The sequence below is a fragment of the Pantoea sp. USHLN256 genome (assembly GCF_037149875.1).
Lineage (GTDB): Bacteria > Pseudomonadota > Gammaproteobacteria > Enterobacterales > Enterobacteriaceae > Pantoea > Pantoea nemavictus.
The window spans coordinates 16,893-36,792 of the sequence record NZ_JBBCQO010000019.1 but is presented as its reverse complement, the minus strand read 5'-3'; the positions used below and the strand labels follow the sequence as shown (position 1 = coordinate 36,792).

16 protein-coding genes are annotated in these 19,900 nt (G+C 57.4%); 8 read left to right on the top strand and 8 right to left on the bottom strand.

Translation table 11 applies throughout. The features are described from left to right. Nucleotides 1–211: 211 nt before the first annotated feature. Complete coding sequence (gene sbmA / locus WFL93_RS23650; protein WP_007888542.1) at nucleotides 212–1,447, bottom strand: peptide antibiotic transporter SbmA; 1,236 nt, start codon at nucleotides 1,445–1,447, stop codon at nucleotides 212–214. Nucleotides 1,448–1,743: 296 nt separating this feature from the next. Between sbmA and WFL93_RS23645 the strand changes: the two genes are divergently transcribed. Genes WFL93_RS23645 through WFL93_RS23635 form a run of 3 tightly spaced genes read left to right on the top strand, consistent with a single transcriptional unit; the run spans nucleotide 1,744 to nucleotide 5,596 of the window. Then, nucleotides 1,744–2,478 (top strand): gluconate 2-dehydrogenase subunit 3 family protein, encoded by a 735-nt coding sequence (locus WFL93_RS23645; protein WP_007888538.1) that lies wholly within the window; start codon nucleotides 1,744–1,746, stop codon nucleotides 2,476–2,478. Nucleotides 2,479–2,480: 2 nt separating this feature from the next. After that, nucleotides 2,481–4,265 (top strand): GMC family oxidoreductase, encoded by a 1,785-nt coding sequence (locus WFL93_RS23640; RefSeq protein ID WP_336779174.1) that lies wholly within the window; start codon nucleotides 2,481–2,483, stop codon nucleotides 4,263–4,265. Between the two features lie 11 nt (nucleotides 4,266–4,276). Beyond that, a complete protein-coding gene (locus WFL93_RS23635) occupies nucleotides 4,277–5,596 on the top strand; it encodes a c-type cytochrome (RefSeq protein ID WP_049851298.1) in 1,320 nt (439 codons plus the stop codon). A gap of 216 nt (nucleotides 5,597–5,812) precedes the next feature. On the opposite strand, the gene WFL93_RS23630 is transcribed toward WFL93_RS23635, so the two are convergent. The 4 genes from WFL93_RS23630 to WFL93_RS23615 all read right to left on the bottom strand — a co-directional run bounded on the left by WFL93_RS23630 (nucleotide 5,813) and on the right by WFL93_RS23615 (nucleotide 11,897). Continuing rightward, nucleotides 5,813–7,240 (bottom strand): MFS transporter, encoded by a 1,428-nt coding sequence (locus WFL93_RS23630; protein ID WP_336779173.1) that lies wholly within the window; start codon nucleotides 7,238–7,240, stop codon nucleotides 5,813–5,815. Nucleotides 7,241–7,430: 190 nt separating this feature from the next. Next, entirely contained in the window at nucleotides 7,431–8,951 is a 1,521-nt protein-coding gene (gene abgT, locus WFL93_RS23625; protein ID WP_049851300.1) for a p-aminobenzoyl-glutamate transporter, read from the bottom strand. A gap of 193 nt (nucleotides 8,952–9,144) precedes the next feature. Beyond that, on the bottom strand, nucleotides 9,145–10,587 hold the full coding sequence (locus tag WFL93_RS23620; protein WP_336779172.1) for a M20 family metallopeptidase: 1,443 nt from the start codon (nucleotides 10,585–10,587) through the stop codon (nucleotides 9,145–9,147). Beyond that, a complete protein-coding gene (locus tag WFL93_RS23615; RefSeq protein ID WP_336779171.1) occupies nucleotides 10,584–11,897 on the bottom strand; it encodes an amidohydrolase in 1,314 nt (437 codons plus the stop codon). The genes WFL93_RS23620 and WFL93_RS23615 overlap by 4 nt, the downstream gene beginning before the upstream one ends. Nucleotides 11,898–12,011: 114 nt before the next feature. Between WFL93_RS23615 and WFL93_RS23610 the strand changes: the two genes are divergently transcribed. Both WFL93_RS23610 and yjdN read left to right on the top strand, forming a co-directional pair. Continuing rightward, complete coding sequence (locus tag WFL93_RS23610; protein ID WP_049851303.1) at nucleotides 12,012–12,914, top strand: LysR family transcriptional regulator; 903 nt, start codon at nucleotides 12,012–12,014, stop codon at nucleotides 12,912–12,914. Nucleotides 12,915–12,992: 78 nt separating this feature from the next. Next, the gene (gene yjdN / locus WFL93_RS23605; protein WP_007888515.1) at nucleotides 12,993–13,424 is read left to right on the top strand and encodes a VOC family metalloprotein YjdN; all 432 of its coding nucleotides are present in this window, start codon (nucleotides 12,993–12,995) and stop codon (nucleotides 13,422–13,424) included. A gap of 160 nt (nucleotides 13,425–13,584) precedes the next feature. Here yjdN and WFL93_RS23600 read toward each other — a convergent pair whose 3' ends face one another. The 3 genes from WFL93_RS23600 to WFL93_RS23590 form a co-directional block, all read right to left on the bottom strand. Beyond that, nucleotides 13,585–14,451: a nucleoside-specific channel-forming protein Tsx gene (locus WFL93_RS23600; RefSeq protein WP_036620733.1), complete on the bottom strand. Its 867-nt coding sequence runs from the start codon at nucleotides 14,449–14,451 to the stop codon at nucleotides 13,585–13,587. Between the two features lie 389 nt (nucleotides 14,452–14,840). Continuing rightward, nucleotides 14,841–16,199 (bottom strand): sensor histidine kinase, encoded by a 1,359-nt coding sequence (locus WFL93_RS23595; protein ID WP_336779170.1) that lies wholly within the window; start codon nucleotides 16,197–16,199, stop codon nucleotides 14,841–14,843. Further along, the gene (locus tag WFL93_RS23590; RefSeq protein ID WP_007888511.1) at nucleotides 16,196–16,855 is read right to left on the bottom strand and encodes a response regulator; all 660 of its coding nucleotides are present in this window, start codon (nucleotides 16,853–16,855) and stop codon (nucleotides 16,196–16,198) included. The genes WFL93_RS23595 and WFL93_RS23590 overlap by 4 nt, the downstream gene beginning before the upstream one ends. A 212-nt stretch (nucleotides 16,856–17,067) precedes the next feature. Between WFL93_RS23590 and WFL93_RS23585 the strand changes: the two genes are divergently transcribed. The 3 genes from WFL93_RS23585 (at nucleotide 17,068) to WFL93_RS23575 (ending at nucleotide 19,838) form a co-directional block, all read left to right on the top strand. Continuing rightward, on the top strand, nucleotides 17,068–17,436 hold the full coding sequence (locus WFL93_RS23585) for a helix-turn-helix domain-containing protein (RefSeq protein WP_007888509.1): 369 nt from the start codon (nucleotides 17,068–17,070) through the stop codon (nucleotides 17,434–17,436). A 188-nt stretch (nucleotides 17,437–17,624) separates the two neighbouring features. Continuing rightward, entirely contained in the window at nucleotides 17,625–18,515 is an 891-nt protein-coding gene (locus WFL93_RS23580; RefSeq protein ID WP_007888507.1) for a LysR family transcriptional regulator, read from the top strand. Between the two features lie 111 nt (nucleotides 18,516–18,626). Then, entirely contained in the window at nucleotides 18,627–19,838 is a 1,212-nt protein-coding gene (locus WFL93_RS23575; protein ID WP_007888505.1) for an MFS transporter, read from the top strand. The last annotated feature ends 62 nt before the right edge of the window (nucleotides 19,839–19,900 follow it).

Sequence of the window (19,900 nt, the reverse complement as noted above, 5' to 3'; positions counted from 1 at the left end):
AAAGGTGGGGGTGATCGACCTGAAGAATAAGTCGATCACCATGGGTAAGAATGTTAAAAAGTGTTCACCATGTCCCTGAACACCCGTTTACCATGTCCCCGGACTGTACACTCCCACGGGAGAGGGAGATGCTGCAACATGCTCGATCGGTTCCCTCTCCCGCTTGCGGGAGAGGGTTAGGGTGAGGGCATCAGCCGCACCAAACCGCACCTTACTCTGCCGCTTCGCGCATCATCTCATCATGCGGAATATCATCCAGAATCTGTTCGAAACTGCGCAGACGTTTGTAGATCGACATCAGCGTAATCAGCGTTGACCACGAGGTGATCAAATACTGGAACGATGACCGCACCTGATCAAACACGTTGGTGATCTGGTTCAGCAGACCCAGCGTGATGGTGCCCGCCACAATCGACGGAAACAGCACAAACAGCCCGAACACGTTATCCACCTGCAGATACATAATGCGCGTGATGTTGAAGTACAAATAGTGGAAATAGAGGCGGAAATAGTTCTGACGCACGCGGCTAAACAGCTCATGCACCGTAGGCGGTGAGGCGCGCTGTGGATCGTCTTCGCCATACACCAGCTCCTTACGATAGGCTGCTTCCACACGCTGATTGCGGAACTCCAGCCCCGGCAGTTTTATCCCCACCATCGCCAGCAGCGCGGTACCAAACAGCGACCACAGCAGCGCGGCAATCACCAGCGCATAAGGAATACTGCCGAGAATGGGCACCTCTTTCACATGGTGCGACAGCGTCACCAGCACCGGCAAGAACGCCACCAGCGTCATAATCGCCTGAATAAAGTTAATACCCCAATCCTGCAGCGTACCGGCGAAGCGCATGGTGTCTTCCTGCACACGTTGCGCTGCACCCTCAACCAGACGCAGACGCTGCCAGTTATGCATGTAGTAATTATTCATCGCGGTACGCCAGCGGAACACCCAGTGGCTGACGAAGAACGAGTTCATCACGCCAATCACCACCGCAATCAGCGCAATGCCGAGAAACGCCAACACTTGCACATAGAACTGATGGATGGCGACGGAACCGGCTTTGGTCAGCGCCTGTTGAATCATGTCGTAGAACGGGCCGTACCAGGCGTTGACGCCCACGCCAACCTGCACGCCAAACCAGGTGACAAAGATGATCAGTATCGAACCCCAAACCGACCAGCGCTGCCACGGATGGTTATCAATCACGCGCCACGCAAGGCCAAAAATCCCGGCGACAATCCAGTAATAGGCATAAAACCACAGCTGGCTGGCATGAATAAAACGGCTGGCGTTGGTTGGCAAAGGTTGTTGCATCGCCGCCTGAAACGCAGGCCAGCGCGCGGGGAGATCATTGAAAAAGCCAAACCAGGCAAAAATTGCTATCAAACTCCAAATCGCAGCTGAGCTGAAAAACAGCGTTGGCCGCGGAAAAAAGGACTTAAACATAGGCACTCCGCTGTTGTGTGTACTCTTTTATACCGCTTTAGACATCTCTCTGTCTGTTGTCGGTTGTATCTGACGATGACAGCCTGGCCGCTGCGATGTAAAGCGGCAGCGACAATTGTTAAGTAATTAGTGCGAATTTGTTTCTAAGAACTAATTAATCCACAGCAATGGTGTTACAATATTTGCACTGTTACCGGTAACAGTACTGCTGTATCCCTTAAGCTATCAATAAAAAAACAATACAACGCAACTACTTAACTTTCATGCCGCATTATATGTGGTACTGAGGCAATGTCATGTCAGAACAAAAAAATGGTCATTCTCGCCGGGATTTTCTGCTGAGAACCATCACCCTGGCGCCGGCAATGGCGGTGGGCAGTACGGCGATGGGCGCTTTAGTGGTGCCGATGGCCGCCGGGGCAGCCGAGCAACATTCATCACCGCAACAGGCGCGTAGCTACCAGCCAACCTGGTTCACCGCCGAAGAGTTTGCCTTCATTACTGCAGCGGTGGCGCGCCTGATCCCCAGCGATGATCGCGGTCCTGGCGCACTCGAAGCCGGCGTACCGGAGTTTATCGATCGCCAAATGAACACGCCTTATGCCACCGGTAACAACTGGTACATGCAAGGCCCATTCAATCCCGACCTGCCGAAAGAGCTGGGCTATCAGCTGCCGCTGGTGCCGCAGCAGATCTATCGTCTCGGCCTCGCCGATGCCGATGGCTGGAGCAAAAAACAGCACGGCAAAGTGTTCGCTGAGCTAACCGGTGAACAGCAAGATGCGCTGCTGACCGCGTTTGAAAGCGGCCACGCGGAATTCCCGCAGTTGCCCGCTAAAACCTTCTTCTCCTTCCTGCTGCAAAACACCCGCGAGGGTTACTTCAGCGATCCGATCCACGGCGGCAATCAAGGCATGGTGGGCTGGAAGCTAATTGGCTTCCCAGGCGCACGCGCTGACTTTATGGATTGGGTGGAACGCGGCGAACGTTATCCGTTCCCGTCAGTGGATATTCGCGGGGAGAGGACCTAAGCGTGGCAAATGAATTGAAAAAAGTGGATGCGGTCGTGGTCGGTTTCGGCTGGGCGGGCGCGATTATGGCGAAAGAGCTGACCGAAGCGGGCCTGAATGTGGTGGCGCTGGAGCGCGGTCCGCATCGCGATACCTATCCGGATGGATCCTATCCGCAGTCGATCGATGAATTGACCTACAACATCCGTAAAAAGCTGTTCCAGGATCTGTCGAAAAGCACCGTGACCATCCGTCACGATGCATCGCAGACTGCTGTGCCGTATCGTCAGCTGGCGGCATTTCTGCCGGGCACCGGCACCGGCGGCGCCGGCCTGCACTGGTCGGGCGTGCATTTCCGCGTCGATCCGGTCGAGCTCAACCTGCGAAGCCACTATGAGCAGCGCTATGGTAAAAAATTCATCCCGGAAGGCATGACGATTCAGGATTTCGGCGTCAATTATGACGAACTGGAACCCTTCTTCGATCAGGCCGAGAAAGTGTTCGGTACCTCGGGCAGCGCCTGGTCGATCAAAGGCAAGCTGCTGGGTAAAGAGAAGGGCGGCAACCCATATGCGCCCGATCGCTCCAGCGACTTCCCGCTGCCAGCGCAGAAGCGCACCTACTCGGCGCAGCTGTTTGCGCAGGCGGCGGAATCGGTGGGATATCATCCGTATAATATGCCGTCGGCCAACACCTCTGGCCCGTACACCAACACTTACGGCGCACAGATGGGCCCGTGCAACTTCTGCGGTTTCTGCAGCGGTTACGCCTGCTATATGTATTCCAAAGCGTCGCCAAACGTTAACATCCTGCCGGCGCTGCGTCAGGAGCCGAAATTCGAGCTGCGCAATAACTCTTACGTGCTGCGCGTTAATCTGACTGACGATAAAAAGCGCGCCACCGGCGTGACCTATCTCGATGGTCAGGGCCGCGAAGTGGTGCAGCCGGCGGATCTGGTGATCCTGTCTGCATTCCAGTTCCACAACGTGCACCTGATGCTGCTCTCCGGCATCGGCCAGCCGTATAACCCGATTTCCAACGAAGGTGTGGTGGGCCGTAACTTTGCCTACCAGAACATCTCGACGCTGAAAGCGCTGTTTGACAAAAACACCACCACCAACCCGTTTATCGGTGCCGGTGGCGCAGGTGTGGCGGTGGATGATTTCAACGCCGATAACTTCGATCACGGCCCACATGGCTTCGTCGGCGGTTCGCCGTTCTGGGTTAACCAGGCCGGTACCAAGCCGATCTCCGGTTTACCGACACCAAAAGGCACGCCGAACTGGGGCAGCCAGTGGAAATCGGCGGTGGCCGATACCTACAACCATCACATCTCGATGGATGCGCACGGCGCGCACCAGTCGTACCGCGCCAACTATCTCGATCTCGATCCGAACTACAAAGATGCCTACGGCCAGCCGCTGCTGCGTATGACCTTTGACTGGCAGGACAACGACATCAAGATGGCGCAGTTCATGATTGAGAAGATGCGCAAAATCACCGAAGCGATGAACCCGAAAATGATCATCGGCGGCGCGAAAGGTCCAGGCACCCACTTCGATACCACCGTATATCAAACCACGCACATGAGCGGCGGGGCGATTATGGGTGAAGATCCGAAAACCAGCGCGGTTAACCGCTATCTGCAGAGCTGGGATGTGCCAAACGTGTTTGTGCCAGGCGCCTCAGCGTTCCCGCAAGGACTTGGCTACAACCCAACCGGCATGGTGGCGGCGTTGACTTACTGGTCAGCCAAAGCCATTCGTGAACAGTATCTGAAAAACCCCGGCCCGCTGGTACAGGCATAAGGAACACGGCGATGATTAAAAGCATTTTAGCCCTGTTTCTGGGCACGATGACGTTCGCCGCTGTGGCGGACGATAGCGCTGCGGACGCATTGGTGAAACGCGGCGAGTATCTGGCGCGCGCCGGCGACTGCGTAGCGTGTCACAGCGCGCAGGGCGGTCAGGCGTTTGCCGGTGGACTGCCTATGGCGACGCCAATCGGCACCATTTATTCCACCAACATCACGCCGGATAAAGCCACCGGCATTGGCGACTACAGCTACGACGATTTCCAGAAAGCGGTGCGTCACGGCGTAGCGAAAAACGGCGATACGCTGTATCCGGCGATGCCGTATCCGTCGTATGCGGTGGTCAGCGATGACGACATGAAGGCGCTGTATGCCTACTTCATGCACGGCGTGCAGCCGGTGGCGCAGGCCAACAAAGAGAGCGACATTCCATGGCCGCTGTCGATGCGTTGGCCGCTCTCGATCTGGCGCGGCATCTTTGCGCCGGACGTGAAAGCGTTCCAACCAGCGGCTCAGGAAGATCCGCAGTTGGCTCGCGGTCGCTATCTGGTGGAAGGTCTTGGCCACTGTGGCGCCTGCCACACGCCACGCAGTATCACCATGCAGGAAAAAGCGCTTAACAACGACGAAGGCAATAACTATCTTGCCGGCAGCAGCGCGCCGATTGACGGCTGGACCGCCAGCAATCTGCGTGGCGACAACCGCGATGGTTTAGGTCGCTGGAGCGAAGACGATCTCAAGCAGTTCCTGCGCTTTGGCCGTAACGATCACACCGCCGTGTTTGGTGGCATGACCGACGTGGTGCAGCACAGCCTGCAATATCTGAGCGACGAGGATATCAGCGCGATTGCAAAATATCTGAAATCACTCGGCGCAAAAGATCCGAATCAGGCGGTGTTTAAGCAGGATGACGCGGTCGCCAAGGCGTTGTGGAAAGGTGACGATAGCCAGCCAGGCGCATCGACCTATGTCGATAGCTGTGCGGCGTGCCACAAAACCGACGGTAGCGGCTATCAACGCTTCTATCCGGCGCTGCGCGGTAATCCGGTGGTGATGGCTGACGATCCAACCTCGCTGATCCACATTGTGCTGGTGGGCGGTACTTTGCCTGGCGTGCAAGGTGCACCAACGGCAATCACCATGCCGGCATTCGGCTGGCGCATGAACGACCAGCAGGTGGCGGATGTGGTGAACTTTATCCGTGGCAGCTGGGGCAATGGCGTGAAGTCGAGCGTATCGGCGAAGGATGTGGCGGCGCTACGTAAAGACGAAACCGTGCAGTCAAAACAGGGCAGTGCGGATATTAAGGTGCTGGAAGGGCAGTAGCTTTTGCTCGCTGTACTTAATAGCGTGCTCGCTGTCCCCCATCCCGGCCTTCCCCCACAAGTGGGGGAAGGAGACGCTGCCACATGCAGCATCAAAACTAACATATGGCATCATCTTCCTCCCCCACTTGTGGGGGAGGACCGAGGAGGGGGACAGCCAGCACGATCTGGGACAGCCAGCACGATCTGGGACAGCCAGCACGATCTGATGCCATCTTCAAATATTCTCCAAATCCATGCCACGGGTTTTCGGCCCGTAAATTCCTACCGATAGCATCACTATCAACATGCTCAGCACGATAAAGGCGATCACGCCCTGGCTGCCGGCATACTGCAAAATAATGCCAATCAAAATACTGCTGAACACCGTGGACAGGCGGCTAAACGAATAGCAGAAACCCACCGCGCGGGCGCGAATGTGCGTCGGAAAAATCTCCGTCTGATAAGCGTGATAGCTAAACGTCAGCCATGCATTGCTGTAAGTAATCAGAAAACCGCAGATGATCATCAGCACCGGATTGGTCATAAAGGCGAACAGCGTGCCGAACACCACCGTCATCAGCGACGAAAAAACAATCTGCCATTTGTTCTCGAGCTTATCGGCGTAGCGGCTGCAAATCAGCGAGCCGAGCGGGTAAGCCAGGGTAATGAAAAAGGCATACAGCAGGCTGTGCGTGACGGTCGCGCCTTTGCCCGACAGCAGCGCCGGCAGCCAGTTGCCGAAGCCAAAGAAGCCAATCGCCTGGAAGAAGTTCATCACCACCAGCATCAGCGTGCGCTTGCGATAGGCCGGTGCCCAAATCTCACTAAAACGCCCGTGTTTCGGTTGATTCGTTGCCTGCTGTCCCCCATCCCGGCCTTCCCCCACAAGTGGGGGAAGGGGAGAAGAGATGCCACAGCGTTGCTCCATCGCACTCAGCACCTGATGCGCCTCCTGATGGCGCCCTTGTTGCGCCAGCCAGCGCGCAGATTCCGGCAGGTTTTTACGGATCAGCCAGATCACCAGCGAGCAAACGGCACCGGCAATCACCACCCAGCGCCAGCCTTCGAGGCTGAGAATGGTTTGCGGCACCAGCCACCATGACATCAGCGCCACCGCCGGTACCGATAGAAACTGAATAAAGAACGAGAAGGCGAACGCGCGGCTGCGCAGATGGGCTGGCACCCATTCGGAGAGATAGGTGTCGATGGTCACCAGTTCCACACCGAGACCAATGCCAACCAGGAAGCGGAACAGGATAATCATCTCCGCGCTCTGCTGGAACGCCATCAGTAAAGAAAACACGCCGTACCACGCCAGCGCGCACATAAAGGTGAGGCGACGGCCAAAGCGATCGGCATAGGGCGCGAGCAGGCTGGCACCGACGAAAAGACCAAGGAAAGTGGCGGAAGCAAACGCCGCCTGATCGGCGATGCCGAACACGCCCGCAGAACCGGTATGAAACACGCCCGCGGCGACCAGCCCGGAGCTAATGTAGCCGGTTTCAAACAGATCGTAGAGTTCGAAGAAGCCGCCGAGCGCCAGCAGCGTGATAAAGCGCCACAAACCTGCGGAAGAGGGCAGCGCATCAATGCGCCCGGCTAAGGTGCGGCGATCCGCGCTCATGTGATCGTTCGCCATCCCTGTCGACGTGATTGTTGTCATTGTTGTGTAAACCTCGGTGTTTGCAGAACCCGCTGACGGCTGAGATGAGTTTTAAAAATAATTAACCGTTAGCAAGCGAAGGAATAGCAGGATAATAAATTCGTAACGGGTTGCCGAGAGGCGCCACGGTGACATTTTGGCAACATGCGTTGCAGTTCACAGAAGTGTGATCGCCATCCATGGCGCAGGGTTAGTGCAGGCTGGGATAAACGCCCGGACCAATCGGTAAACCCAATGCGTACCACGCCAGCAGCAGCACAATCCAGGCGCTGAAGAACACCAGCGGATAGGGGAAGATCAGCACGTAGTAGGTGCCGAGCTGCGCATCTTTTTGATAGCGCTGCAGGAAGCCGAGGAACAGCGGCAGGAAGGGCGACATCGGTGCCAGCGGCAACACCGCGGAATCGGCGATGCGAAAAATCATCTGCGCGAAGGCCGGATGGAAGCCCAGCAGCATAAACATCGGCACGAATACCGGTGCCAGGATCGACCAGATGGCCGATCCGCTGGCGATGAACATGCACAGGAATGCCGACAGGAACATCAGGCCAAGAAAGGCCGGGGCACCGCTAATCCCGGCGCTCTCCAGCACATCGGTTAAGCCGATGGCCATGAACTTGCCCATGTTGCTCCAGTTAAAGAAGGCAACAAACTGCGACAGCGGAAACACCATCACAATAAAGCCTGCCATGCTCTTCATCGGATCCACCAGCAGCTGCGGAATATCATCCGGGCGGCGGATCTGCTTCGTCACCGCACCGTAGGCAATGGCTACCACGAAGAAGAACAGGATGATGATCGGCACAATGCCCTGAATAAATGGCGAGGGAATGATGCCGCCACTTTTTGGATCGCGCAGCGGCGCGTGTTCCGGCACCACCAGCAGCGCCATTAGTGCGATAAACGCCAGCGCAGCGATACCTGCAGCTTTCAGGCCGCGATTCTCCAGCGCGGTGAGCGGCGGCAGGCGATCGTTATTGCCGCCGTTCCATGCTGGCAGACGCGGTTCGACGAATTTATCCGTCAACAGCGCGCCAGCGATGGTCAGCACAATCACCGAACTGGCCATAAAGAACCAGTTATCGATAACGCTGACGTGCACGGTATCGCTCACCGCTTTGGCGGCTTCGGTACTGATGCCAGACAGCAGCACATCGGTGGTCACAATCAGCAGGTTGGCGGTAAAGCCGGACGCTACGCCGGCAATCGCCGCCAGCAGACCCGCCACCGGATGCCGTCCTACGGCGAGGAAAATCAGCGCGCCGAGCGGCGGCATTACCACCAGCGCCGCATCGGATGAGATATGGCTGAAGAAGGCGATAAACAGCACCATGTAGCTGGCGTAACGACGGCTGACGCGCGAGGCCATTTTCACCATGAGCGACTGCAGCAGGCCGACTTTTTCCGCTAATCCCGCGCCAATTACCAGCGCCAGAATCGATCCCAGTGGCGTAAATCCGCTGAAGTTTTTGATGATGTTGGGCAGGATCCACTGAATCCCGGCGACGCTCAGCAGGTTGTTCACCCGCACCAGCTCGCCGTTAGTGGGATTCTTCACCGCCACGTCGAGGCTGCTGATAATCGCCGTGGCGACCATCAGTACCACAATCAAATAGACGAACAGTAAGAAGGGATTCGGCACTTTATTGCCGACGCGCTCAATCCAGCTAAACAGCTTTCCGGGGCTGCGGTTCTCCGTGGTGGCTTCCATAGGTCAATCCTCGTCAGTCGTCTTGTTATGTTTGCATGCCCGCTTGGGGGCTATATTTTTTGTAATTTTGGGGTGGTGCTCAGGTCGCCATGAATGGCGCCAGGTATTGTGCGTCCATCATGACGGTCGCCATGAATGGCGACCCTACGGTTTTCGTAGGGTGCGCATTTATGCGCACCGGGATATCGCATTGTTACTTCAACTTCGACGGCGTTACATCTGCTGGAATTGGGCAGACGTAAGGCTGTTCGCGGCGCACGCGTTGGAACTCCTCGCGGCAGCGCGCCAGCGCCTCGTCATCCTGCAGCAATGTCAGCGCGGTTGCGGCCATCACTTTTGCCGCCTGACACATGCCTTTATGGGCGATTGACGTGCGGCCCTGCGCCACCAGTTGCCAGGTGTGCAGCGGCGTACCAAAGGCGAAGCAGGGCGCGAAACACTGCGCGGTCGGCGTTACCCAGCTGACATCGCCGACGTCGGTTGAGCCGTAAAGCAGCTCGCGCGTCACTGCATAAGGCGCTACCTCATCCATCAGAATCTTATCGCCCAGCGCCTCGGTCCAGGCGACGCCAGCTTCACCGCCGGTGCGTGCCGCATTGAGGCGCGCGTTGCGCAGATCGTCTTTGCTCAGCGTGGCACGAATCTCGGCGGCGAACGCCTGCTCCGCTTCGCTGTAGTCAGGCAAACCAAACTGATGCAAATAGCGCTCCATCACGCCTTCCAGCGCGCGATTCGGCACGTAATTGGAGCAGGCTTTATCGAAGCGTACCGTCATCTGCGTGTCGGTCATCAGCGCCGCGCCTTTAGCGATGTTAATCACGCGCTGATAAATATCCTGCGCCTGATCGAGCTGCGGCGCGCGAATCAGGTACAGCACTTCGGCGTCGGCTTGCACCACATTGGGCGAAACGCCGCCCGCGTTGGTCACCGCATAGTGCAGCCGCGCTTCCTGCACGATGTGCTCGCGCAGGAAGTTGGCGCCGGTGTTCATCAGCGTCACCGCATCCAACGCGCTGCGTCCCAGATGCGGAGAGTTTGCCGCATGCGCCGCGACACCTTTAAAGCGGAAAGCCGCCTGAATATTGGCCAGCGTGCTGAGGTTGAACATGCCGCTAAAGCCTTCAGGATGCCAGGTGACCGCCGCATCAACGTCATCGAACAGGCCTTCGCGCACCATAAAGGTTTTGCCGGAGCCGCCTTCTTCACCCGGACAGCCGTAAAAGCGCAGCGTGCCGCGCTGGCCGTGCTCTGCCCACCAGGCTTTGATGGCGAAGGCGGCGGCCAAACCGGCGGTGCCGAGCAGATTGTGGCCGCAGCCGTGACCGTTGCCGTTCTCCACCAGCGGCTGCGGCGTGGCGCAGCCCGATTGCTGGCTTAAACCCGCCAGCGCATCGAACTCGCCCAGAATGGCGATCACTGGTTTACCGCTGCCGATGCTGGCAATGAACGCGGTGTCGATATTGCCGACGCCGCGCTCCACGACAAAGCCTTCCTGTTCCAGCGCATCGGCCAGCAGCGCGGCCGATTGTGTCTCCTCAAACCGGGTTTCCGGCACGTCCCAGATGGCGTCGCTAAGAGCGCTAAAGCGCGGCTGGTTTTGGTTGATGTAGTGATTAATAAATTCGCTGTGGCTCATCGTTGGCCTCCAAACTGGGCTTGATTGAGTGCCAGCGTCGCCAGCGTCTGTACCGCGGTGGCCATGATCGCCTCGTCGAAATCGAACTTCGCGTTATGGTGGCCCGCCGCCAGCTCGCAGCCGAAAATCACGTAGGAGGATTGGCCGCCGCGTTGCTGCACGCGCTCCAGCATGTAGGTGGCGTCTTCAGAGCCTGCCGCCTGCTGTTTGGTATCGACCACTGAAGTGAAAATGCCCAGCGCCTCGGCCTGCTGGTGGATGAATGCCACCCACGGCTGGCTTGGCGTGCAGCTACGGGCGCCGCCCATCAGCTTCACATCGTATTCAACGCCGTACATCGCCGCCGCACCGGCGATCACACGCAGCGCCTGCTGATAGATATCGTCGTTGACGTCATTGCTCGCGCCGCGCGTCTCCACCTTCATGAGCGCGTAGTCGGGTACCACGTTGCGTCCGGAGCCAGCCTGTAATACGCCAACGTTAACGCGCGCTACGCCACCGCTGTGCTGCGGCAAATTATGCAGTGCCAGCGTGGCTTGCGCCGCCGCCAGCAATGCGTTGCGCCCCTCTTCCGGTTTGCCGCCGGCGTGCGCGCCGACTCCGGTGAAATTGACGTCGAGTTTGGTGGTGGCGAGGAAGCTGTCGCTGCCGCAGACGATTTCACCGGCAGGCACGCCGGTGCCGAGGTGAATGGCGGTGAACAGATCGACGTCATCCACCACGCCCGCTGCGACCATCGCTTTGGCGCCGCGGACGCCTTCTTCCGCAGGTTGGAAGATGATTTTAAGCGTGCCGCTCAGCTGATCTTTCATCTCCATCAGCACGCCCGCCAGCGCCAGGCCGATGGTGGTGTGGCCGTCGTGACCGCAGGCGTGCATCATGCCGGCGTTACAGGAGGCAAAACCTTCGCGCGTCGGCAGATGATCGCTCGCGCGGCTTTCGTTTTGATCGAGTGCATCCATATCAACGCGAAAACCCATTACCGGGCCCGGACGACCGGTTTCCAGCGTCGCCACCACGCCACAAAATCCGCCGGAGAAGTACTTGATCCACTGCGGCAGCGCACCTTGCTCCAGTGCGCGCGCTTCCTGTTGCGCCAGCACCTCATCGGAGGGCAATCCCATGCGCGAGTCAGCATCGATCACCTCGCGGCCCAGCTTGAGTTGATAACCAAGACGATGCAGCTCTTCCGCCACCAGCGTGGCGGTACGGAACTCGAGCCAGCCCGATTCGGCAAAATGGTGCAGATCGCGACGCCAGGCTTGCATCTGTGGCACGCGGGCGTGAACGAGGTCAGAGAGGGTTTTCATCGGCATTTCCTTTGTGTTGATTTTTTATGCATTCACTCGAATCTACACAATGGTTTTAGTGCGCATAAGATGCGAATATCTTGCTACTGATAAACAACGGTTATCATCAAAACTATGTCGGCTAATCTTAAACTTCATCAGTTGCGCGCCTTTGTTGACGTGGCGCGGCAGGGCAGTATTCGCGCCGCCAGCCGCTTGTCCGGGCTCTCGCAGCCTGCGCTCACCAAGGCGATTCAGGAACTGGAGCTGGCGCTGGGCGCACGACTCTTTGAACGGCGCCAGCAGGGCGTCACGTTAACCGACATCGGTGATAACTTTTTTCAGCATGCCAGCCTGGTGCTGGAAGAGTTGCGGGTGGCGCAGGAGGATATTCAGCAGCGGCTAGGCTTGGCCGGCGGGCGCGTGAATATCGGCGTGGGTGGCAGCATTGCGCGCACCATCATGCCGCAGGTGATCACGCAGTTTCATCGTGAGTATCCGCTGGTGAAGGTACGGATTGTCGAAGGCCAGCTGGTGTCGATGGTGCATGAACTGCGCCAGGGCGAGCTGGATTTCACCATCAACACTTACGATCAAAACCATCTTGATCAGGAACTGGTGTTTGAACGGCTGATGGAGCGGGATTATCAGGTGGTGATGCGCAAAGGGCATCCGATGGCGCACGCGCGCACGCTGGCAGAGCTGCAGCACTGCGACTGGACGATGCCGACGCCGCAGGGCAGCTACTATCGGTTGCTACACGATATGTTTGGCGAACGCGGCATGGCGCCCAAAATTGTGGTGACCTGCGAGACCTTTATGGCCTGCACCAGCCTGGTGGCGCAGAGCGACTTCGTCAGTATTATCTCGCGCGATGTGATTGAAGACCCGACACACGGCGGTCAGCTAATTGCACTTGATCTCGATGAACCGCTGCCGAAGGCCACTTTCTATCTTATCCAGCGCAAAGATACCGCGCTGACGCCGATGAGCGCCTATATGGCTCAACTGTTCCGCCGCCAATGTCAGCAAAGGTAAGAGTGCGGCCTGGCTCGCAGTTGTATAAATAATGCGCACTACACTTGCAGGGGACGTTCCCTTTTTGGAGTACAGACCATGCAAGTTACCCCGTATGTGTTCTACAACGGTCGCTGTGAAGAGGCGATTGCGTTCTACCTGGCGGCCACCGACGGCGAGCTGCTGTTTAAGATGACCTATGGCGATATGCCGGATGAAACGCCGGTGGAGGATGAGGGCTGCACCTCAGGCGTGAGCTTTTCACCGGAGCAGATTATGCATGCGCATGTGCGCATCGGGCAGGGTGAAATTATGCTGAGTGATGGCGCGCCGCAGGCGGAGTATGGCGGTTTTGCCGTAAGTTTATCCACGCCGGATGAAGCGCAAGGCAAGCGTTGGTTTGATGCGTTGTCGGCGGGCGGTAACATCACCAAAAGCTGGGCTCCAACGTTCTGGGCCAACGGTTTTGGCATGTTGATCGATAAGTTCGGCGTGCCGTGGATGGTGAATGCGTATAAGCCGCAGATTTAAGGTGGATGGTGCGCGCTGGCCCTCACCCCAGCCCTCTCCCGCAGGCGGGCGAGGGAGTGGTTAGGCTCGATCTTCCAGCTCCTAAAGTGGGAGAGGCCAGGCTCGATCGGTTCCCTCTCCCACTTGTGGGAGAGGGTTAGGGTGAGGGAAACCCAACACCTTAGAAGTTGTAACCCACCACCAGGTAGTAACCCCAGCCGGTTGATTTCACTTCAAACGGACCGTTACCGAAGTTCAGCTCCTGGCCGTCAGCCCACTGGCCGCCGTTGTGGAAATAACGCGCCACGGTAGAAACGTGCCAGTGATCGTAGTTCAGCGAGAGAATGTGGCTGGAGGCGATGGAGTTGCTGGTGCGTGAACGATCGGACTCATCACGCAGATCTGAACCCCAGTCGAAGTTGGTGAAGCCGATGTAGCTCAGCTTGCCGCCCCACAGATCGGTAATCGGTACAAAGTATTTCACCTTGAAGCGATAACCATCCCAGCTGTTCTCATTCGCCGCACCGTAGTTTTCCCACTGATACTTGGCGTACACGTTGAGCGACAGGCCGATATCGCTGTGCGTATCGATGTCGGTGCCGAGACCCATATACCAGGTGTTCTGACGGTTATCGCTGTTGCGACCCATGTCATAGATGTAGTTGTTGGCGAAGTACCACTCTTTGAACGGGCCAAAGGAGAGATCGGTGCCGGTCAGTTTATCAATCGAGAAACGTGGCTCAATTTCCATGAACATCGGCGAACCGTGGTCGAACACGCCGTTAGCGTTGCTGTTGCCGACGCCAAAGAAGTTGGTCAGATCGAGGTAACCGTAAAAATCGAACCAATCCTTTTTGGCAAAGGCTTCGTATTCGAGATACACGTCGTTATTGAACTGCGGTCCAAAACGAGTGTGGTAGCTGCCCACCACGTTAACGCTCTGATGCCACCAATCCGAAACGTACTGCGGATCGCTGTCTGCTGCTTGTGCCGCACCAGTCCAGCTGCTGGCCAATAAGGCCCCTGCTATCAACGCTTTATATTTCATTATGTTAACCACATGCTTGTGATCGCCGGGCTGATGCCGCGATCGGGTGAAATTGATCCCAGGGGATGGGCAGTGTGTTGTCATATCCGGTCTGAAGCGCCAGATTTTCAAGTTTGCGTAATGTGCCTGTAACAGACGCATAGAAAATAGATTTTGGTCACGTTTGTCAAAAAGTGTTGCAGTTTGATTCACTGGAAATGTGATCGTTATCACATAAAAGCCTGGTGGCGAACGGAACCCCGCAACCGTTTACGTGTCGCGTACAGCAGGAAACGTGTTTGATGAAGGGAAAGGATGTAGCGGCGCGATTTATCGCGCGTGTTTTGTAGCGGGCACCGTGCTCGCAGCGATAATGCGCAATAAATTGCGCCGCTACGGCTCGGTGTGCGTTATGGCAAGGTAATGCGCACCTGCAGGCCAGCAATCTGGCCCTGCGCATCATGACGATTCGACAGCGCCACCTGCATTTGATGCTTCTGCGCCACGCTGCGCACGATTGAAAGGCCTAAGCCGCTGCCCTGGGCTTGTACATCGGGCGAACGGGTAAAGCGGTCAAAAGCGCGATCGATGAAAGATTCCGCCATGCCGGGCCCGTTATCCACAATATCCACCACGGTGTGATTGCCGACGCGATGCAGCAGCACGTCCACCAGGCTGCCCTCCGGCGTGTGCAGCATGGCGTTGCCGATCAGGTTATCGAACAGGCTGCGTAAATCGGAGCGGCTGGCCTGCAGACGATAGTGCGCGCTGCCGTTGAAACCGATATCAATGCCGCGCTTATCCGCTACCACCATCAGCTGTTCAATGCTCTCTTTCAGCAGGTCGTCCAGCTCGATGGTTTCCACCGTGGCGACCACCGATTGATCTTCCTGGCGCGAGATATTCAGCAGCTGTGTGACCAGATGGCGCGTACGGGTGACGCCGGCTTCCAGCTGATCGAACTGACGACTGGCTTCGCCTGGCTGAATGTGTTGCCTTAGGTTTTCCAGCTGCAACGTCACCGCAGTAACTGGCGTACGCAGCTCATGTGCCGCATCTTCGAGGAACTGGCGCTGTGACGACCAGGCGGCGCGCAGCTTATCGAGCAACGAGTTGTAGGCCGCCACCAGCGGCAGCACTTCATCCGGCAAGCCATCGGGAGAAAGCGTATGCGGATGCAGGGTTTCCTGGGCGGCAATCTGGCGCGACGCGACACGTAAATCGCGCGTAATAGCACGCACCACTAGCCAGATGACCAGCAGCGAGAGCGGCATCATTAATACCAGCGGGATGATGGCCGATAGCGCCCGTTTCAGCATCAGACTCTTCATATAGCCGATGTTGTGCAGCACCTGAATATTGCCGATTTCACTGCCGAGTTCGCCGGGTCGCGTATAGACGCGCCATTCACAGTCATCGCCGCAGTCACCCACTTTGAGATCGTGCCAGCCTTTTTTGCTTTGCAGCGGCGCATGTAAATCGGGCCACGAACTGGCGCGCAGCCGATTACGGGTGTCCCACAGCTGGACGATATAGGTGCTTTTCAGCTTCTCGGCATGCATCACCATCGGCATTAACGCAGGCATACGCTGGCTGGTGGCCCACGCATCGGCGATCTTGGCGAGCTGATCGTCCTTCATGGTGCCCATCATGTCGCCGTAGCAGTGATAGAAATACCAGGTGACGCCGCCGATCATCGCTAGGTGCAGAACCACCAGCGTGGCGAGCAGTTTGTTGCGCAGCGATCGCATAAAAGTGAAAGGTTTCATATTGCCGGTACCCGCCAGCCGAGTCCGCGCACGTTGCGGATCACTTCGTTATCGAGCTTGCGGCGCATGCCGTGAATCAGGACATCAACGGCGTTGCTGCTGACCTCTTCGCCCCAGCCGTAAATGCGGTTTTCTAACTGTTCGCGCGACAGAATGGCACCCGGCCGTTCCAGTAAGGCGTAGAGCAGGGCATATTCACGTGCGGTGAGCTGTTCGCGCTGGCCTTTGTACAACACTTCGCGCGTCATGATATCAATCTGCACATCGCCGCTGCCCAGCAGCGAATCTGCCGCACCGTGGCGACGTCGGGTAATGGCGCGCATGCGCGCCAGCACCTCTTGCAGGTCAAAGGGTTTCAGCAGGTAGTCATCCGCGCCGCTGTCCAATCCCTGAATGCGTTGCTGCACGGTATCGCGCGCGGTGAGCACCAGCACTGGCGTCATATCGCCGCGCGTGCGGGCCCGACGCAGCACCTGCAGGCCATCTTCACGCGGCAATCCGAGATCCAGTAACACGCAGGTATAGCCGCCTTCGGCCCAGGCATTGCTGGCAAATACGCCATCACGTACCCAATCCACCGACCAACCCGCCGCTTCCAGCGCTTGCTGCAGATTGGCGCCAATCATTTCATCATCTTCTACCAGCAGCACACGCATGATGCCCTCCAACTTAACTGAGCGCAGTTTATCTCTCTATTCTTAGCGCAGAATTACCCTCCGTCACACTTGCCGCCTTTCTGCAGCTGGAAGTATTTAGAAGGGCCGATTTTCCCGCTTGCTAATTCTGCGCTAATTTTCCGCTAATTAAGGGATAAATTTAACGCGCTACAGTAGCTGCACTGGACATATCGTCAAAGCAGGAGAATCCCATGAATCAGCGCGAATTTATCCGTAGTTTGCTGGACTGGATAGAGAATAATTTAGGACACGATCTGCATCTGGATGAAGTTGCACGCCGCTCGGGATACTCCCGCTGGCATCTGCAACGTCTGTTTCGTCAGCACACCGGTTTCTCTCTAGCCGAATACATTCGCCAGCGCCGCTTAACCGAATCCGCGCTGACGCTGATTAACAGTGACGAAGCGATTTTGCAGGTGGCGATGAGCTACGGTTTCGATACTCAGCAGGCTTACACCCGCACCTTCAAAAACTATTTCCTCGTGACGCCGGGCCAGCTGCGTCGCCAACGTCGCGTTGAGCCGGATCGGCTGCTGTTTCCGCTGGCGATGGCGAGTTGAGATATGGGCACCGATATTCCCTTGGGTGCGTTTCGTAGCGGCGCAATTTATTGCGCAATATCTGGATGGGCAAGCTGCCGCCATTGATACGCGCGATAAATCGCGCCGCTACGGAATGTGCGATGATGGACTTATTGCAGGCTTAGCTTTTAATCTACGGTTCTCACTCATCCAGCCCGTCAGAGAACATGGACAACAGCGACAATCTCAGCGCCATGATGCTGTTTGCACGCGTAGTGGAACGGCAAAGTTTTAGCGAAGCCGCACGCACGTTAGGCGTCTCCAAATCTCACGTCAGCCGCGAAGTGGCCCGGCTGGAAGTGCGGCTCGGTATCAAGCTGCTGCAGCGCACCACGCGCAAAGTGGTGCTAACGGAGCTCGGCCAGGCTTACTATCCGTTTTGTGTGCGCATGCTGGAAGAGATGCATCGCGCCGATGCCTTTGTGCAACAGGTGCATCAATTGCCCGCGGGCAATGTGCGGCTGCAGGCGCCGATCACCTACGGCTGCCAATGCGTGGTGCCGACGCTCAATGCCTTTATCCGCCGTCATATTCATATCAATGTCGATCTTGACCTCACCACCAGCGATGACCCGCAGCCCAGCGCTGATGTCGCGATTGTCATCCGCGCGCGTGCGCCAGATGGCGCCAACTACCGCGAGCTGAGCAGCATTGATTGGGGCTTGTACGCCACGCCGGATTATCTTGCGGCGCATGCACCGATCGATCATCCCGAACGTCTCACGCGTCATGACCTGCTGCTGTTTCACGGCCCGGCGCACACGGCTGCGCTACCGTTCCGCCGTGATAAACAGCGTCTGGCGCTCGATGTGCATAGCCGTTTCCGTGCCAATAACAGCATGGCGTTGCTGAATGCCGCGCTGGCGGGCACTGGCATCGCTTATCTGCCGGCGTATATGACGCAGGAAGCCTTAACGCGCGGCGAAATCCAGCAGGTGTTGCCGGAATGGCAAATGGATCGCCTGCACAGCTACTTATTGCTAAAAGAGCAGCCGCAGGCTTCCTCGCCGGTAACCTTGCTGTGCGATGCGCTGATCAACGCGCTCAGCACGGCGTGATTGTTGTTATCTGGCAACAATAATGCGCCGCCTGGTAATTATCACTGCAAGGCTGTCTTCTCTTATAGGTCACTGTTAGCCTGCTAAAAAAGCAAAAACAGGGATATCACCATGCAGCAACCTCCAATCGCGTTAGCGCCCGAACAGCAACACTGGAAGCGAAATTTATTTGTCTGCGTGCTGGGCTCGTTCAGCACCATCGTGGCGATGACGCTGCTCTTGCCGTTTCTGCCGCTCTATGTGCAACAGCTTGGCGTGCAGGAACCGGCGGCGATTGCACGCTGGTCGGGTGCGGCTTATGGCGCCACCTTCCTCAGCGCCGCATTGACCGCGCCGCTGTGGGGCAAACTGGCCGATCGCTACGGCCGTAAATTGATGTTGATCCGCGCCAGCCTGGGCATGGCGATTGCCATGTCGCTGATTGGCATGGCCACCGCGCCGTGGCAATTGGTGGCGCTGCGTCTGCTGGCGGGTTTACTCGGCGGCTATGCGTCGGGATCGACCATTCTGGTGGCGGCGCAAACGCCAAAAGAGCAAACCGGCTGGGCGCTTGGCGTGTTGTCGTCCGGCATCATGGCCGGTAACGTGGTTGGGCCGCTGCTGGGCGGAGTATTACCGCCGCTGATAGGTATTCGCCACACCTTCTGGCTGACTGGCGCAGTGATCTTTCTCGCGTTCCTGGCGACCACCTTCTTACTGAAAGAGGTGCCGCGTTCTGCCGGCAAAAAAACGCAGCAGAGCGCAGCCGACGATGAAAAGTCGCTGAATCTGCCGGTGGTGCGTCTGATGTGGCTGTCGGGGATGTTGCTGATTTTTGCCAATATGTCGATTGAGCCGATTATCACGCTGTACATTGGCCAGTTTGTCAGCGGCGATCACGCGGTAACGGTCACTGCAGGATTGGTGATGGCGGCAGCGGCGCTCGGCAGCATTATCTCCGCGCCGCGTCTGGGACGTTTAGCCGACCGCGTGGGACATGGCCGCGTGCTGGTGTATGGATTAATAGCGTGCGCGCTGCTGCTGATCCCGCAGGCATTTATCAATGAAGCCTGGCAACTGGTGGTGCTGCGTTTTCTGATGGGCATGGCGCTGGGTGGCTTAATGCCGTGCGTCACGGCGCTGATTCGTCACAGCGTGCCGCAGTCGCAGGTGGGGAAGATGCTGGGGTATTCCACTTCGGCGCAGTACGTCGGCCAGGTTTCTGGTCCGCTGTTTGGCGGTTTTATCGGCGGTGCGTTTGGCATGCGCCCGGTGTTTCTGGCGACCTGCGTGATTATGGCGCTGTGTGCACTGCTAAACGCACGCGTGCTGCGTAAACGCTAATCGTTGGTTCGCCATTCATGGCGAACCTGGCATTAACCGCACAATACGTTCTTGTGCGTCTT